This is a genomic window from Nonomuraea sp. NPDC051941 (genome assembly GCF_044593615.1).
The window spans coordinates 1-15640 of the sequence record NZ_JBIUCF010000087.1; the positions used below are offsets into that span (position 1 = coordinate 1).

The 15640-nt window shown below is 71.4% G+C and carries 14 protein-coding genes; 10 read left to right on the plus strand and 4 right to left on the minus strand.

Annotation, left to right across the window (positions count from 1 at the left end; genetic code table 11):
- Positions 1–131: 131 nt before the first annotated feature.
- Both ACIHFD_RS64410 and ACIHFD_RS64415 read right to left on the minus strand, forming a co-directional pair.
- Complete coding sequence (locus ACIHFD_RS64410) at positions 132–1106, minus strand: ArsR/SmtB family transcription factor (protein ID WP_397375369.1); 975 nt, start codon at positions 1104–1106, stop codon at positions 132–134.
- Between the two features lie 190 nt (positions 1107–1296).
- Positions 1297–2289 (minus strand): sporulation protein, encoded by a 993-nt coding sequence (locus tag ACIHFD_RS64415; RefSeq protein WP_397375370.1) that lies wholly within the window; start codon positions 2287–2289, stop codon positions 1297–1299.
- A gap of 249 nt (positions 2290–2538) precedes the next feature.
- On the opposite strand from ACIHFD_RS64415, the gene ACIHFD_RS64420 reads away from it, so the two are divergent.
- From ACIHFD_RS64420 to ACIHFD_RS64445, 6 genes are all read left to right on the plus strand, one after another.
- On the plus strand, positions 2539–3087 hold the full coding sequence (locus tag ACIHFD_RS64420) for an RNA polymerase sigma factor (RefSeq protein WP_397375371.1): 549 nt from the start codon (positions 2539–2541) through the stop codon (positions 3085–3087).
- The gene (locus ACIHFD_RS64425) at positions 3084–3968 is read left to right on the plus strand and encodes a hypothetical protein (protein WP_397375372.1); all 885 of its coding nucleotides are present in this window, start codon (positions 3084–3086) and stop codon (positions 3966–3968) included. The genes ACIHFD_RS64420 and ACIHFD_RS64425 overlap by 4 nt, the downstream gene beginning before the upstream one ends.
- A 47-nt stretch (positions 3969–4015) precedes the next feature.
- Positions 4016–4888 carry an NAD(P)H-binding protein gene (locus tag ACIHFD_RS64430; protein WP_397375373.1) on the plus strand — a complete coding sequence of 291 codons (873 nt, stop codon included), beginning with the start codon at positions 4016–4018 and terminating at the stop codon, positions 4886–4888.
- A gap of 168 nt (positions 4889–5056) precedes the next feature.
- Positions 5057–6355: a xylan 1,4-beta-xylosidase gene (locus tag ACIHFD_RS64435; RefSeq protein WP_397375374.1), complete on the plus strand. Its 1299-nt coding sequence runs from the start codon at positions 5057–5059 to the stop codon at positions 6353–6355.
- 73 nt (positions 6356–6428) lie between these two features.
- Positions 6429–6677, plus strand: a complete 249-nt coding sequence (locus ACIHFD_RS64440) for a hypothetical protein (RefSeq protein ID WP_350726989.1) — start codon at positions 6429–6431, stop codon at positions 6675–6677.
- Positions 6678–6714: 37 nt separating this feature from the next.
- Positions 6715–8193 (plus strand): S8 family serine peptidase, encoded by a 1479-nt coding sequence (locus ACIHFD_RS64445; RefSeq protein WP_397375375.1) that lies wholly within the window; start codon positions 6715–6717, stop codon positions 8191–8193.
- 3 nt (positions 8194–8196) lie between these two features.
- On the opposite strand, the gene ACIHFD_RS64450 is transcribed toward ACIHFD_RS64445, so the two are convergent.
- Positions 8197–8793, minus strand: a complete 597-nt coding sequence (locus ACIHFD_RS64450; protein ID WP_363972513.1) for a TetR/AcrR family transcriptional regulator — start codon at positions 8791–8793, stop codon at positions 8197–8199.
- A gap of 82 nt (positions 8794–8875) precedes the next feature.
- Between ACIHFD_RS64450 and ACIHFD_RS64455 the strand changes: the two genes are divergently transcribed.
- The 4 genes from ACIHFD_RS64455 (at position 8876) to ACIHFD_RS64470 (ending at position 14235) form a co-directional block, all read left to right on the plus strand.
- Positions 8876–9691, plus strand: a complete 816-nt coding sequence (locus ACIHFD_RS64455) for an alpha/beta hydrolase family protein (RefSeq protein ID WP_397375376.1) — start codon at positions 8876–8878, stop codon at positions 9689–9691.
- 88 nt (positions 9692–9779) lie between these two features.
- Entirely contained in the window at positions 9780–11183 is a 1404-nt protein-coding gene (locus ACIHFD_RS64460; protein WP_350726985.1) for an L-fucose/L-arabinose isomerase family protein, read from the plus strand.
- Positions 11184–11298: 115 nt separating this feature from the next.
- On the plus strand, positions 11299–11913 hold the full coding sequence (locus ACIHFD_RS64465; protein WP_397375377.1) for a TetR/AcrR family transcriptional regulator: 615 nt from the start codon (positions 11299–11301) through the stop codon (positions 11911–11913).
- Positions 11914–12141: 228 nt separating this feature from the next.
- Positions 12142–14235, plus strand: a complete 2094-nt coding sequence (locus tag ACIHFD_RS64470) for a GAF domain-containing SpoIIE family protein phosphatase (protein ID WP_397375378.1) — start codon at positions 12142–12144, stop codon at positions 14233–14235.
- Positions 14236–14246: 11 nt separating this feature from the next.
- Here ACIHFD_RS64470 and ACIHFD_RS64475 read toward each other — a convergent pair whose 3' ends face one another.
- Complete coding sequence (locus tag ACIHFD_RS64475) at positions 14247–15473, minus strand: MalY/PatB family protein (RefSeq protein ID WP_397375379.1); 1227 nt, start codon at positions 15471–15473, stop codon at positions 14247–14249.
- Positions 15474–15640: the final 167 nt, after the last annotated feature.

Consider the following 15640-nt stretch of genomic DNA (forward strand, 5'->3'; position numbering starts at 1 on the left):
TTATCTTTTTTTTTTATTTTTCTTCGTGGTGTGTGTGGGGGTTTTGTGTTGTTTGTGGGTGGGGGGGGGGGGGGGGGCCCCGGCGGGGGGGGGGGGGGGGGGGGGGGCGCCCCCCCCCCCCCCCCTCCGGCTCAGCGGCGGAACACCTCCAGCAGTTCCTCCGCGCGCTGCGTGCGGGTGATCCACACCTCGCGCCCGCGCCGCTCCCTGGTGATCAGCTGGGCGGCGCTCAACCGGTCGCAGTGGTACGTGATGCTGCTCGGCGCGACCTGCATGCCGGCCGCCAGCATGCTCATGGTCATGGGCTGCCCGATCGCGGCGAGCAGGTCCGCGCGCACCGGCCCGACCAGCGCCGACAAGTCGTCGAGCGCCGGCGCGACGGGCCGCTGCCAGAGCGTCTCCGCTCCTGGCACCGGGTAGGCGATCCAGACGGCCTCGTCGTGGTCCAGGCTGACGATGACCGCGTCCTTGCCCGCCAGCATCGGCACCAGGACGATCCTGCGGTCACCCAGCTCGAACGTGCTCGACTCCACGTCGGCGATGAGCAGCCCGCGCTCGCCGTACATGATGCGGCTGTTGAGGGCGCCGAGCAGCAGCTCGGGACCGCCGCGGACGGCGGCGACGCCGACCCGCCGGACCTCTCTGTCCAGCAGCGCGCGGGCCCGCCTCCACACGGGCTCGGTGGTGTTCCAGACGGAGCCGAGGGCGGCGGTGTAGCCGTCCATCCAGCGGGCGGGCCGCTCGGCCGCCGAGCGCCAGTGCGCGGGCAGCGGTCCCTGGCCGAACGCCTGCTCCAGGTCCTTGATCAGGTTGTCGGGTGGAAGGTCGCGCAGGGCGCCGATCTGGGCCTGCACGGAGATGTCCCCGCCGATGGGGGTACGCGGCACGATGCTGTCGGGGACCACGGAGTAGCCGGGGGCGGCGAGTGGGCGTACCGCCTGGTGCCCCTGCGGGCTGACTCGTGAGCTGATCGCCTTGCGCCAGAGCTCCGGCAGGCCGCGGCGGCGGCCCGCGAGAGCGTCGGCGATCATGGCGAGCGCGGTCAGGTGAGGCGAGATCGAGATCGACAGCTGCGGCGCGGAGGTGATGCGCAGTTCGCTCCACATAGTGGTGCTGATTACGTCGGCTCCTTCAGATCGGAATCGATCGGGTAACGATCTTCAACCTATCGTCGAGGCTTTCGTCCCACTTACAGCCCGGTTGCACGATTACGATCACGGAGCGCTTCGCCTTGGGTACCCGGCGCGGCCTGCGACGACCGGGAGCGCCGGTCGCCGCAGGAGCCGCGCTAAGGGGTCACCAGTCGCCGCCCTCGTCGTCGTCCCCCTCGAAGATCTCCTCGACGATCTCGCCCGCGACGAGGCCACCCACGACGCCCGCGGCACCGGCGGCGGCCACCGTGCCCCAGCCCGGACCGCCGCGGTGCTCGTCGTGGTGCCCACCGTGGTGCCCGCCGTGGTGGTGCGGGTCGTAGTGTCCGCCGTGGTGCGGGTCGTAGTGCCCGCCGTGATGGGCCGGCCCGTACTGCGACAGGCCGTCCAGCCAGCGGCCCAGCTCCCCTGCCCAGTCGGTACGCAGCGCGTCGTCATGGCTGACGTGGAAGCGGCCGATGGCGTCGTTCGACGAGAAGCGGCCGGCGCGCTTGTCCGCCTCCAGCACCACCTCGAGCCCCGCGGGGTCGGCCACGAACGTCACCTCGACCTCGCCCACCCGGCCGGCGTAGTGGCCGGTCGGGTAGAACTCGATCTCCTGGTAGAACGGCAGCTGCTGGTGCACCCCGTACAGGTGACCCGCCTCCAGGTCGGCCGACCTGAACCCGAACCCGAGCCCCAGGAACGCCTCCAGGATGCGCAGCTGCGACGGCAGCGGCTCGATCGCGATCATGTCGAGGTCGCCCTTGTCGACGGCCTTGGCGATGGCCAGCTCCGTACGAACGCCGACCGCCATCCCGGTCAGCGGCTGCCCGCCGATCTCGCTGATCGGCGCCTCCCACGGCACCGGCAGCTCGAACCCGATGACGCGGTCCTCCCCCTTGCGCAGCGTGAACGGCCCGGAGACCCGCGAACTGGCGAACTCGCCGAGCCCGCCGTGCTCACCGTCGCCGTGCTCGATCTCGACCCTCGCCACCAGGCCGAGGGTGACGTGCTCGATCTCGGCGTCGAAGTCGCCGCCCTTGAGCCGTACCTCTCCTCGCAGCGTGCCGCCCGGCTGGGTCCGCGGGGTGGACAGCACGGTGTCCACCGAGGGCGCGCCGACGCCGAACGCTCCCAGCATCCGTTTGAAGACCACGGCTCTGTTCTCCCTGTTGAAGATCGGGTTGGGTTGTCTGCCGCTGGCCACAACGATCAACGCCGTCCCTGGAGTTCCGGAGCCCGGCTTCCCTGGGCGCTTTGCACCGCTTTACACCAAAGCCACCTTTCGGAAGGCGGGCGATGGTCAAGGGGTGAGGCCGCCGGAGGCGTGGACGCGGTCGCTGAAATTCTCCCGTCGGCCGCGGACACGTAGGAATTGAAACCCCCGCTCTGACGAGGACGACGCGTGAATGAACAAGATGACCGGTCCCGGTTCGAGGCGGTCTACCGGCGAACTCACGAGCAGATCCTCGGCTACGCCGTACGGCGGTGCTCCTCTCCGGAGGACGCCGCCGACGTCGTGGCCGAGACCTATGTGATCGCCTGGCGGCGGATCGCCGAGCTCCCGGACGGCGAGTCCGGCAGGTTATGGCTGTACGGCGTGGCCCGGCGGGTCCTGGCCAACCACCGCCGCGGCGAGCGGCGCCGCCTCACCCGGCACACCGAGCTCACGGAAGAGATCGAATACCTCTACGCCGCTCCTTCCCCCGAGAGCGGGCACGACGGCGTGGACGAGGCCATGGGCATGCTCTCCGACGCCGATCGCGAGCTGCTCGCCCTGGCCCTGTGGGAGGGGCTCGACCCCGGCGAGATCGCCCAGGTGCTGGACTGCTCCCGCAACGCCGCCCGCATCCGCCTGCACCGGGCCCGCAAACGCTTCGCCAAGGCGCTGGAGCAGGCCCGGCCGCCGGCCCGTTTCGCATCGCAACCGCTCGTCGAGAAGGAGGCACGGTGAACAACGACCAGATCTTCAGGAGCCGGGCGAGGGTGCTGGACGACGACCTGACCGGCCGGGCGTCCACCGCGGGGGCGGACGCGCTGCTGGCCCGGATCGTCGCGCTGGAACCCGCACTGGAACCCGCACTGGAACCCGCTCAGGCCCGGCGCCGGTTCATGCCCTCCCCGCGCCGCGCCCTGCTCGGCCTGGCCGTGGCCGCCGCCCTGGCGGGAGCCGTCGTCGTCGGGCCGTCCCTGATCGGACGGTCCGAGCAGGTGTACGCCAGCCAGGCCGTGACGATCGACCGCGTCGGCGACGAGTACGCCTTCTACTTCACCGAAGGCGACCCCGACCCCGCCGAGCTGCAGAAGGCCTTCCACAAGGTCGGCCTGGACAACCTCACGGTGACGCTGATCCCCGTCTCGCCGCGGCAGCCGGGCTCCGTCTTCGGATTCGAGTCGTCCGACCACGGCGCGAAAGCGACGTTCACCGGGGACAGCTGCCCCGAGCGGGTCGAGGACTGCATCACGGCCTTCAGCGTCACCGCGGACATCGAGGGGCCCGCCGAGGTCAGGCTGGGCCGCCCGGCGAAGCCCGGGGAGAAGTACGCCTACCCCGCCGACGCCGGCTGGCCGGGCGAGGCGCTGGCCGGGGTGGAGCTCCAGGGACGCTCGGCGGCCGAGGCGGCCCGCGTCGTGCGCGAGCACCACCTGAAGGTGTCCTACGCCCTCGACTGGCCGCTGCGGAACGGCGACAAGGGCGCGCGTTTCGAGCTGGACGTGCCCGTCTCCCGGATCGATCCGGGCTGGCAGGTGGCGACGGCGGAGTCGTACAACGACGGCGTGATCGTCCTGCATGTGGTGCCGGGCCCGTCGGCCACCCCGCCGCCCGGATTCTGACCCGACCCGATGTCACACTCCGGTCGCCCGCTCACCTCTCAGGGGGCATGACACAGAACACGATCCTGGTGACCGGCGCGACCGGCGCCATCGGGCGCCCCCTGGTCGAGCTGCTTCTCGCCGAAGGCGCCGAGGTCCGGGCCGTCAGCCGCGCCCCGCACGGGGCACGGCTCCCGGCCGGGGCGGAGGTCGTCGAGGGCGACCCGGCCAGGCCGGACACGCTGGCCCGGCACCTGGACGGCGTCACCGCCGTCTTCCTGCACTCGCGCGCCATCGGCGACGCGGCCGGCGAGCTGCTCGCCCTGGCCAAGGAGCGCGGCGCGACGCGCGTGGCCGCCCTGTCGGCGATGAACATCGACGACCCGCTCGACCAGCAGCCCTCCCGCTACCGCGGCGACCGGAACAAGGAGGCCGAGACCGCCGCCGCCGGCAGCGGGCTGAGCTGGACCAGCCTGCGGGCCGGATCGTTCGCGTCCAACGCGGTCAACTCCTGGGGCGCCCAGATCCGCGCCGGCGACACCGTCCGGTACGTGCACGCGTCGTTCCAGGAGGCGCCGCTCGACGACCGGGACCTGGTCGAGGTGGCCGCCCGCGCGCTACTCACCGGCGACCTGGCCGGGCGCCGGGTCGAGCTGACCGGCCCGCGGTCGCTGACCCACGAGGAGATGGTGCGGGTCATCGGCGAGGCGATCGGCCGGCCGCTGCGCTTCCAGGAGATCCCGCCGGAGGCGACCGAGCGGGCCATGGTCGGGAACGGCCTGCCGCAGCCGTTCGTACGGGCCCTCATGGACAGGTACGCCAGGGGCGGCTCCCGGCCCCATCTCGTGACGGAGGAGGTGACGAAGATCCTCGGCCGCCCCGCGCGGACGTTCGCCGAGTGGGCGCGGGACCACGCCGGTCTCTTCGTGGATAACAATTAGCTGTGAACCCCGCTCCCGATGTGCCCCTTTTTGGCCACCCATGGAACGCTACAGACGGTATACCAGTGGCGAGGATCAGGTGAGTACCGGGTGGCATCGACTAGCGGGGGATCGATCTTGCGGAGGCTCGGCAGAGCGAGCGTCTTAGCGGCCGTGATGGCACTGGCCATGACCGGCTGTTCCACCGCCGGGCCCGCGGAGCAGGGGACCACGGGCGCCCAGCAGAAGGAGCAGCAGCAGGCTCCCGCCACGTCCCAGCCGGCGCCCGAGGCGCCGCCGAAGGTGGACGACGGCTGGCCGCGCTGGGGCTTCACCCATACGGGTGTCAGCGCCAACAACATCACCCCCCAGTTCGAACGCGACGTCGCCGGACGGCTCTCGCAGACCCCGATGCTGCAGAACCAGCACATCATGGGGTTCGGGGCGCTCAACCCCGAGCCCTACCCGGGGCAGTACTTCTGGGAGGACCTCGACAGCCGGATCAACCTGATGAGGGAGTCCGGCGGCGTCCCCGTCCTCACGCTCTGCTGCGCCCCCGACTGGATGAAGGGCGGCCCCCAGGGCCCCACCGAGGAGTCGGCCTGGAGGGAGCACCTGGAGGACGCCCCCTACCCCGAGCACTTCGACGACTTCGCCAAGCTGGCGGCGGCCGTGGCCACGCGGTACAAGGACGTCAAGTACTTCATGGTCTGGAACGAGTTCAAGGGCTTCTGGCGCGACCACTCCAAGCCCGCGGACTACAAGGGCTACACCGAGCTGTACAACAAGGTGTACGCCGCGGTGAAGCAGGCCCGGCCCGACGCCAAGGTCGGCGGCCCGTACCTCGGCTTCGACAGCAACGAGCGCGGCGACTCCGAGCTGCGCGGCGACTGGGGGGTCGTCAACCAGAACGTCCTGGACGCCTTCAACTACTGGTTCGAGAACAAGAAGGGCGCCGACTTCGTCGTGGTCGACGGCGCCTCGCCCACGGACGCGCACGAGCTGCTGCCCGACGAGTTCGGGGCGCTGGCGAAGTTCGGCGCGGTCACCAAGTGGCTGCGGGACAAGGTCGGCGACCTGCCGGTCTGGTGGTCGGAGTGGTACTTCGTGCCCGAGGACGGCACCACCTGGCCCGAGAACAAGCGGCTCGCGGTGCAGGCCGCCTCGATGATCGAGTTCGCGCGCAGCGGCGCCGCCACGGCCCTGTACTGGAACCCGCAGGCCAAGGACCGCGACTGCCGGCCGTGCCTGTGGGACACGCGCAGCGGCGCCGAGACGGACACCGGCCGGCTGCTGGCGAACTTCGTCAAGTGGTTCCCCGCCGGGGCCGAGCTGGACCAGGTCACCTCGTCGGACGCCAAGGTCAGGGCGCTGGCGCAGCCGCAGCAGCTGCTGCTGGTCAACACCGCGGACTCCGACGTGACCACGACCGTGGACGGCAAGGAGTACGCGCTCAAGGCGTACGAGATCAAGTGGACCGGCCGCTGAGGGTCGCAACCCCAGGGTAATCCCTGGGCCGTCCCCTGTGTCGCGGCGTGCCCCGCGGGCGGAGCCTGAGGGCATGGCCGCTGAGGGTGACATCGTCTCGGCCGAGGTCGAAGCGGCGCCCGGCCGGCAACGCCAGGCGGCTGCCGCTCTGGCGCGGCTCGGCCTCAAGGTGCTCCACATCGGGACGACGATCAGCGTCAGCGCGCCCAGGGACGTGTGGGAGCGGGTGTTCGGCCTGCCTCAGCCGGCGGTGCCCGCCGAGCTGAGCGGAGACGTGGTCGCCGTGCACCGGGTGGAGCCGCCCGACTTCCACGCCCTCTGACGACCCGTCCACCGGTCTCATCTCGCAAAGGAGCGACATGACCACGATGACCGAGCGACGTGAGGACACCGTCTACTTCGAAGCGGCCCTGCGGCCGGAGAGCGGCGCCTCGATGTTCGCCGAATCCTCGGCGGCGCAGACCGCGAGCCTCGACCAGCTCAAGCCGGCCCCCGGCCTCGCCGAGCGCACCGCGAACGCGCTGCAGGCCAAGGGCTTCACGGTACGGCACGTCGGCACGTACTCCATCAGCGGCGAGGGACCCCGGTCGCTGTGGGAGAGCACGTTCGGCACCCACGTCGAGGTGCGCCAGGCCGAGCTGACCGGCCGGCCGCCGGACGTGACCTCCACGACCGGCGCCCAGGTGTCCTATCTGTCGCACGTGAGCGGCGAGCCGTTCTCGATCCCGCCGGACCTGGAGCCGTACATCGAGCGGGCCTATCCGCAGGCCCCGCCGCGCTTCTTCGGGCCCTCCCCCATCCCGCCCCGCGTCGGCTACCACCACCTGCGGGTGCCCGACGACGTGGCGCTCCTCCTGCGCGCGCACCAGGTGCACGACCGCGGGGTGACGGGCCGCGGCGTGCTGGTCGCGATGCCCGACACGGGCTTCTACCGGCACCCCTTCTACGACCACCACGGCTACAACTACAACGCCACGCTCGCTCCCGACGCCACCGCGGTGCAGCACGACGAGTACGGGCACGGCACCGCCGAGGCCGCGAACATCTTCGCCAGCGCCCGCGACATCGACTTCGTCGGCGTCAAGATGGGGGCCAACCCCACGCTCGCCTTCAAGACGGCCTCCGACCTGTCGCCGGCGGTCATGACCAACAGCTGGGGCTTCCACCTGCCCGGCGTGGCCTCCCTGCCGAACGCGCTGCGCCCGCTGGAGCTGGCGGTCATCGAGGCGGTACGCGAGCGCGGCATCGTCGTCTGCTTCTCGGCGGGCAACGGCCACGTCGCCTTCCCGGCGATGATGCCGGACGTCATCGCGGTCGGCGGCGTCTTCGTGGACGAGACGATGGCCAACGGCGAGTTCAGGATGGAGGCCTCCGACTACGCCAGCAGCTTCGACAGCCTCATCTACGCCGGGCGGCACGTGCCCGACGTGTGCGGCCTGGTCGGCAAGCAGCCGCGGGCCATCTACATCATGCTGCCCGTCGAGCCGGGCGACGAGATCGACACGAGCCTGGCCGGACCCGGCTACCCGAACAAGGACGGCACGGGCAAGGACGACGGCTGGGCCGTGATCAGCGGCACCAGCGCGGCCTCACCGCAGATCGCCGGGGTGTGCGCGCTGCTCAAGCAGGCGCAGCCGGGGCTGTCGCCGAGCCTGGTCAAGGCCGTGCTCAAGGCGTCGGCGCGGGACGTGGTCGACGGCAAGAGCGCGATGGGCGAGGTGGCCACCGACGGTTACGACGGGCCGACCGGGTCCGGGCTCGTGAACGCGGAGGCCGCGTACCGGCTGGCCCGCTCGGTCACGCCGCGCAACCTCCACACCCTCCCGCCGCCGCGCTGACGACTATCCGGCGCTGCCCTCGCCCTGCCCTCGCAGCAGGGCGAGGGCCGCCTGCTTGGCCGTGGCGGCGGCGTCGCGCTCGCCGTGGTGGTCGGCCAGCACGGTGGCGCCCTCCACCAGCATCAGCAACTGCCTGCCCAGGACCTCCGGCTGCCGGGCCCCGGCCCGGCGGGCGATGCCCGTCAGCAGGTCGAGGTGGCGGTCGAGGTGCCGGGCGGCGACGGTGCGCGGGACGCCGTCGTGCCACTGGGCGGACGCGTTGACGATCGCGCAGCCGCGGAAGGCGGGCTCGGCGTACCAGCCGGCGAGCGCGTCGAAGACCGCGGCGAGCTGAGCGGCCGGGTCGTCGCCGGCCGCCTCCGCGGCCTCGCGCAGCCAGCGTACGACGTGGTCGCTGCGGGCCTCGAGCACGGCCTCGACCAGCCCGTCCTTGGAGCCGAAGTGCCGGTAGAGGGTCTCCTTGGACGCGCCGACGGTCGCGCACAGCTCGGCCACGCCGATGCCGTCGAGGCCGCGCTCGTACAGCAGGCCGGTGGCGGCGCGCAGGATGGTCGCCCGGGTCTGGACGGGGTCGAGGGAAGCGCCTTTGGGTACGGGCATGCGTCAGATGGTACCGGCCGGTTCCAAGTCTCTGCTAAGTTTCACATCGAAACGACCGGTTCGATGACGTACGGAGATCCGCGTGACCGACGTGTACAACCCTCCCGCCACGCTCGTGCCGCCGGCCAGCACGCCCGCGGTCACGTTCGAGAGCGGCGGCCACCGGCTGCTCGGCGTCCTGCACCTCCCGGCCGGGCCCAGACCCCATCCGATCGTGGTGCTGCTGCACGGATTCCCGGGCAACGAGCGCAACTTCGACCTGGCCCAGGCGCTGCGCCGGGCCGGCTACGCGGCGCTGGTCTTCCACTACCGGGGGTCCTGGGGCGTCGGCGGGACCTGGTCGTGGCACCACGTGCTGGAGGACGCGGCCCGCGTGGTGGAGTCGGTACGCCTGGACGCCCGGCTGGATCCGGCGCGGCTGGCCGTGGTGGGGCACAGCCTGGGCGGGTTCGCGGCGTTGATGACGGCCGCCGCCGACCCCGCGGTCCGCGCGGTCGCCTCGGTGGCGGCGTTCGACGTGGGCGCGGGCGCGGCGGCCTGCCTCGCGGACCCGGCGGTGCGGGAGGGGCACCTGCGGGACTGGGAGGGCGAGCTGCTGCCGCTCCAGGGCACCAGCGCCGCGGCACTGGTCGCCGAGATGGAGGCGGCGGGGCAGGAGTGGAGCCTGGCGACGCTCGCGCCACGCCTGGCCGACCGGCCCGTGTTGCTCGTCGGGACGGGACGCGACCCCGTCACACCCGCCGAGACGCACCACCATCCGCTGGTCCGGGCCTACGAGGCGCATCCGGTGCCGCGGCTGGAGCACCACCTCTTCCCCACCGACCACGCCCTGTCCGATCACCGGCTGACCCTGGCCCGCACGGTCGTGGACTTCCTGGACCGCACGCTCCACTCTTGATGCCCTATGGTGAGGTTTCGGAAAAGATCTATACTTTTGTCCGAAACTCTCCCGGCACCCACCCTTCACCCCTCAGGAGGGCATCACCGTGGCAAGCAAGACGAAGACCCGCGTCGGACTGGTCGCCGGCGGGCTGGGCGCATATTGGCCGCAGTTCCCCGACCTGCTCCCCCAGCTCCAGCGATCGGCCGACCGGGTCTCCGAACGGATGCGGGAGCTGGACGCGGAGATCGTGGACGTCGGGTTCATCTCCGACGCCCAGGAGGGCGCGGTCGCGGCCGAGAAGCTGCGGGCCGCGGACTGCGACCTCATCGTCGGGTTCCTCACCACGTACATGACGGCCACCATGCTCGTGCCCATCGCGCAGCGCAGCGGCGCGCCCGTGTTGCTGATCAACCTGCAGCCGACCGAGTCGATGGAGCACGCCACGTTCGACACCGGCCAGTGGCTCGCCTACTGCGGCGCCTGCCCGCTGCCCGAGATGGCCAACGCCTTCCAGCGGTGCGGCATCCCGTTCCGGTCGGTGTCGGGCTACCTGGAGGACGAGCGCGCCTGGGCCCGCATCACGAGCTGGGTGCGGGCCGCCGGGGCCCGCGCGGCCCTGCGGCACGGCCGGCACGGCCTGATGGGGCACCTCTACCCCGGCATGCTGGACGTCTCCACCGACCTCACGCTCGTCTCGGCGAACTTCGGCGGGCACGTCGAGGTGCTGGAGTTCGACGACCTGCGGGTACGCGTGGAGAAGGTCACCGACGCCGAGGTCGCCGCCAAGCGCGCCGAGACCGAGAAGATCTTCGAGCTGGCCGACAGCGTCAACGCCGTCGACCTCGAGTGGGCCTGCCGCGTCTCCGTCGGCCTGGACCGGCTGGTGGAGGACTTCTCGCTGGACAGCCTGGCGTACTATCACCGCGGCCTGGACGGGGAGACGCACGAGCGGCTGGGGGCCGGGATGATCCTGGGCGCGTCCCTGCTCACCGCGCGCGGCATCCCGGCGGCCGGGGAGTTCGAGCTGCGCACCAGCCTGGCCATGCTGATCATGGACCGGATGGGCGCGGGCGGGTCGTTCACCGAGCTCCAGGCGCTGGACTTCCACCGGGGCCACGTCGAGATGGGCCACGACGGCCCCGCCCACCTGGCCATCAGCGCCCGCAGGCCACTGCTGCGCGGGCTCGGCGTGTACCACGGGAAGCGGGGCTGGGGCGTCTCCGTGGAGTTCGACGTCAAGCATGGGCCGGTGACGGCGTTCGGGATCATCCAGCGCCGCGACGGCCGCTTCGCCCTGGTGGCCTCGGAGGGCGAGACCGTGGACGGGCCGCACCTGCAGATCGGGAACACGACGTCCCGCGTGGACTTCGGCCGGGACCCCGGCGAGTGGACCGACGACTGGAGCGCGACCGGCATGTCCCACCACTGGGCCCTCGGCACCGGCCACCGCGGGGCCGAGCTCAAGGCCCTGGCCCACCTGCTGGAAACGGACTACATCCAGGTGTGACCCCGGGCGCCCTTGCCGGGCCCGGGCCCGGCAAGGGTGTTCGAGGGACTACTTTTACCTCCGCTTGTCGATCCATTAACGGGCAGCATGCCGCTCCGGATCTAGGGTCGCGTCCATGGGCTCTCCAGAAGGCGGCGAGCGGGAGTTGATCCTGCGGACGGCGACCAGGCTGTTCGCCGCGCTCGGCTACGACGGCACCTCCACCGAGCAGATCGCGGAGGCCGCGGGGCTGGACACGGCGGCCCTCAGCGCGCATTTCCCCACCAAACGGGGGCTCTACCTCACGGTCATGGAGGAGGCCCACCGGGTGCTGTCCGAGGTCATCCTGGCGAGGGCCGACGAGCTGCGGGACACCCCGCCCGAGCGGCGGCCGGAGGCGCTGCACCGGTTCGTCGACGGGTACATCGACCTGTGCGCCGAGCATCCGGAGGTGCCCGCGCTGTGGATGCACCGCTGGCTGTCCGACGCCAGCGACATCGATCTGGAGCCGCTCAACGCCCAGCCGCTGGTCCAGCGCGCCATCGACAGCATCGACGCGATCGCCAAGCCCGCGGACGCCGACGCGCAGTTCACCACGTACACGATGATCTGGTGCATTCACGGGTTCACGCTGAGCGGGGTGCTCGACGGGACCGGGCAGCGCCGCAACACCGACGATCCCCGCACGTTGCGGCGCTTCCGCGCGCACATGCATCAGCTTCTCGACCGGGCGCTCAAGCTGTCCGCGTGATCGTCGCCGCCCCGCGGGGAGGGCTTCAAGAATCTCCGAACGGGAGGGCCGCTTCATGACGAACATTTCGCGAACACGTCAAGCGAGATCTTCCGCGGCGCCCCTCCGCTAGATCTACACCCTGGCAGACCGTAAGCAATCTGCTACATGCGTGCGTGTATTCTGCCCATATGCGAGGTTTCAGGCAATTCGGGCGCTCGCACGTCGTGAGCGAGACGGGCTGAGGCGGTGCGGGGGAACGGCGCCCTGACGACCGGTTCGTCCCTCCTGGACGAGCTGCTGGTCGAAGCCGTCGTCAGCACACGGGCGCACATCGGCAACCTCTACCTCCTGGACGAGGACGGCGACGTCCTGAAGATGGACAGTCAGCTGGGGCTTCCCCCCATGATCGCCAAGGCGTGGGCCAGGGTCAGAATGAACGACCGCGCGCCGATCGCCACGTCGGTGTGCGAGCAGCGGCTGGTCTGGGTCCCCGACAGGGAGGGCCTGGCGCGCGAGTTCCCGTCGGCGGCGCTGTCCGTGCCGTACGACTTCGCGTCCGCTGCGCACCCCCTCATCTCCGACGGCACCGTCTGGGGCGGCTTCGTGCTGTTGTGGCCGGCGGGGCGGGTGAGCCGGCTGACCCAGCGCCAGCTCGACCGGATCGAGGACATCAGCGGCCAGATGGCCGAGGTGCTCCAGGAGGCCGCCGAGCAGGGGCAGCCGATCAAGCCGGGGCCGCGGCCCCGGGTGCTGGACCCGAAGCGCAAGGCCGACCCGCGACCCGACCTGATCGCGCTCGACTGCCTGAACCGGCTGCCCGAGGGCCACAGCTCGCTGGACGTGAACGGGCGCGTGACCCTCCTCAGCGCCCCGGCCGCCGACCTGCTGCTCAGCTCCGCGTCCGAGCTGCTCGGCAAACGCCTGGACCAGGCGCTGCCGTGGATGAACGACCCCGCGTACGAGGACGCCTACCGCGCCGCGGTCGTCGGCCGCCAGGTCACCCACTTCACGATACGCAACCCCGCCGGGCGCCAGCTGTCGCTCCGGTTCTTCCCCGGCCTGTCCGGGATCACCGTGCGCATCACGCCGGCCGTCGGCGCCCGCGGCCCGGGTCACCTGGCGGCCGGAGCCGAGCGGCCGGCCCCGAACGTCGCGCTGCACGAGGTCCTGTACCTGGCGACCAAGCTCTCGCGGGCGGTGACCGCGCAGGAGGTGGTCCACCTGGTGGCCGACCACGTCATGCCCGTCTACAACGTCCAGGCCCTGGCCATCCTGACCTCGAAGGGCGGCCGGCTGCGTGTGGACGCCTCGCGCGGCTACAGCCCGCAGGCCATCCAGGAGTTCGACGGCCGTCCCGTGATCCCGCCGGACCCGGCCAACCACTCCTTCGACGCCGGCCAGCCGACGTTCTTCTCCACCTGGGACGAGCTGCGCAAGGCGTACCCGGGCGCCGTCCGCTCGGACGACATGTCCGCCTGGGCCTTCCTGCCGCTGGTCATCTCGGGTCATCCGATCGGCACGTGCGTCCTCGCCTACAACCGGCCACACCAGTTCAGTACGAGCGAGCGGGCCACGCTGACGGCGCTCGCGGGGCTGATCGCGCAGGCGTACGAGCGGGCCCGGCTGTACGACGTCAAGCACCAGCTCGCCCAGTGCCTGCAAAAAAGCCTGCTGCCGCGCAGGCTGCCCGAGATCTCCGGCCTCGAACTGGCCGCCCACTACCTCCCCGCCACCCCGGGAATGGACATCGGCGGCGACTTCTACGACCTCATCCGCCTGACCGACACCATGGCCGCGGCGGTCATCGGCGACGTGCAGGGCCACGACGTGACCGCGGCCGCCCTCATGGGCCAGGTGCGCACCGCCATCCACGCCCACGCCACCTCCGGGGCCAGCCCGGGCGAGGTGCTCGCGCGCACCAACCGGCTGCTCAGCGAGCTGTCCCCCGACCGGTTCACCAGCTGCCTGTACGTCAACATCGACCTGCGCAAGCGCATCGCCTGCCTGGCCAGCGCGGGACACCTGCCGCCGCTGTTCGGCCGGCCCGGGTGGCGTACCGAGGCCATCGACTCCTCCCCCGGGCTGCTGCTCGGTGTGGACCCCGACTCCGAGTACGCCACCACGGAGGTGCCGATGCCGCCCGGCTCCGTCCTGGCCCTCTACACCGACGGCCTCATCGAGGAGCCGGGCCGCAGCATCGGCGAGGCCATCGACGACCTGGCCGAGCGCTTCACGCCCTCGCCCGGCCAGCCCCTGCACGACCTGGCCGAGTCGCTCATCAAGCAGGCCACGGCCGAGCAGCGCATGGACGACATCGCGGTGCTCCTCTGCAGGACGTGAGGCGCCGGCCTTCAGAGTTCGCGCACCGCGCGACCCATCCTGGACAGCGCCTGGCGCAGGATGTCCGGCGACGTGGCGAAGTTGAGCCGCACGCAGCCGGCCCCGCCGGAGCCGAACACGTGCCCCGAGCTCACGGCGACGCGGGCGCGGTCGAGGAACAGCTTCGCCGGTCCCGCTACGTCGCTGACGACGCCGAGCTCGTCGCTCTGCCCCTCCTCGTGCAGGCCGAGCCAGGTGCAGTCGAGCCAGGCGAGGTAGGTGCCCTCGGGCGGTCGATAGCGCGCCTCAGGGAGGTGTTCTGCGATGAGTTGACCCAGGAGGGTGCGATTCGCGTCGAGGCCGAGTATCAGCTCGTCGAGCCAGGTTCCGCCCGCGCGGAACGCCGCGGTGTGCGCGATGACACCCAGGTGGCTGGGGCCGTGACCGACTTCCTCGGGCATGCGCCGGAGGTCGTCGACGGCGTCGGCGCCCGCGATGACCAGGGCGGCTTTGAGACCGGCGAGGTTCCAGGCCTTGGACGCGGAGGTCAGCGCGAAGCCGTTCTCGGATCCTTCGATGCCGAGAAACGGGACGAAGGTGGCTCCGGGCAACACGAGCGGGGCGTGGATCTCATCGGATATCACCCGGACGCCGTGCTTTCGGGCGAGCTGGGCGATCGCCTGCAACTCATCACGGGTGTCGACGACGCCGGTCGGGTTGTGCGGGTTGCTCATGAGGAACGCCGCGCGACGGCCCTGGCTGCGCGCGCGGACGAACGCCTCTTCCAGGGTGTCGAGGTCGACCCGCAGATCCGGGCCGAGCCGCGCCTCGACGATCTTCCTCGCGTCGTGCGTGACGAACGCGTAGAAGGGCGGATAGACCGGCGAGCACACGACGACCGCGTCCCCGGGGCCGGTGATCAGGCGGAGGACCTCGACGATGCCCATCATGACGTCGGGCACGACGGCCGTGTGCTCGACGCGCAGGCCGTCCCACCGCCATCGCCGGCGGGCGAACTCCGCGAGAGCCTCGGCGTAGGCGGTCCCGTACGGGTATCCGGTGTCGCCGAGGTCGATCGCCCGGTGCAGCGCGTCGGCAATGGGACGGGCCAGCGGCACGTCCATCTCCGCCACCCAGAGCGGGAGCACGTCATCGGGGTGCTCGCGCCACTTCATGCTCGTGCGCTCGCGTAGCTGTTCGAGCGACAGCTGCACGAGAGGATCGGCCCGCCGGCTGACTTCGGAACCTGCCCTCTTCATCCGATTCACCTCGTGTCCCTCTCCCGCTCGATGATTGACCAGCAAGGTTAGGCGAGTGCCGACGGCCCGACCAGAGGCTCCTGCTGAATGCGGCAATAAGCAGCGTGAATGGGCGGCGTGGTCGTGACGGAGCCGAACAACCCGCTGACCCCGTCGTCGCAGCGGCG

Bases quoted from the DNA above. Each gene is read 5' to 3' on its own strand.
- ACIHFD_RS64410 (WP_397375369.1), bottom strand. From the start codon at position 1,106: ATGTGGAGCGAACTGCGCATCACCTCCGCGCCGCAGCTGTCGATCTCG.
- ACIHFD_RS64430 (WP_397375373.1), top strand. From the start codon at position 4,016: ATGACACAGAACACGATCCTGGTGACCGGCGCGACCGGCGCCATCGGG.
- ACIHFD_RS64435 (WP_397375374.1), top strand. From the start codon at position 5,057: ATGACCGGCTGTTCCACCGCCGGGCCCGCGGAGCAGGGGACCACGGGC.
- ACIHFD_RS64440 (WP_350726989.1), top strand. From the start codon at position 6,429: ATGGCCGCTGAGGGTGACATCGTCTCGGCCGAGGTCGAAGCGGCGCCC.
- ACIHFD_RS64445 (WP_397375375.1), top strand. From the start codon at position 6,715: ATGACCACGATGACCGAGCGACGTGAGGACACCGTCTACTTCGAAGCG.
- ACIHFD_RS64450 (WP_363972513.1), bottom strand. From the start codon at position 8,793: ATGCCCGTACCCAAAGGCGCTTCCCTCGACCCCGTCCAGACCCGGGCG.
- ACIHFD_RS64465 (WP_397375377.1), top strand. From the start codon at position 11,299: ATGGGCTCTCCAGAAGGCGGCGAGCGGGAGTTGATCCTGCGGACGGCG.
- ACIHFD_RS64475 (WP_397375379.1), bottom strand. From the start codon at position 15,473: ATGAAGAGGGCAGGTTCCGAAGTCAGCCGGCGGGCCGATCCTCTCGTG.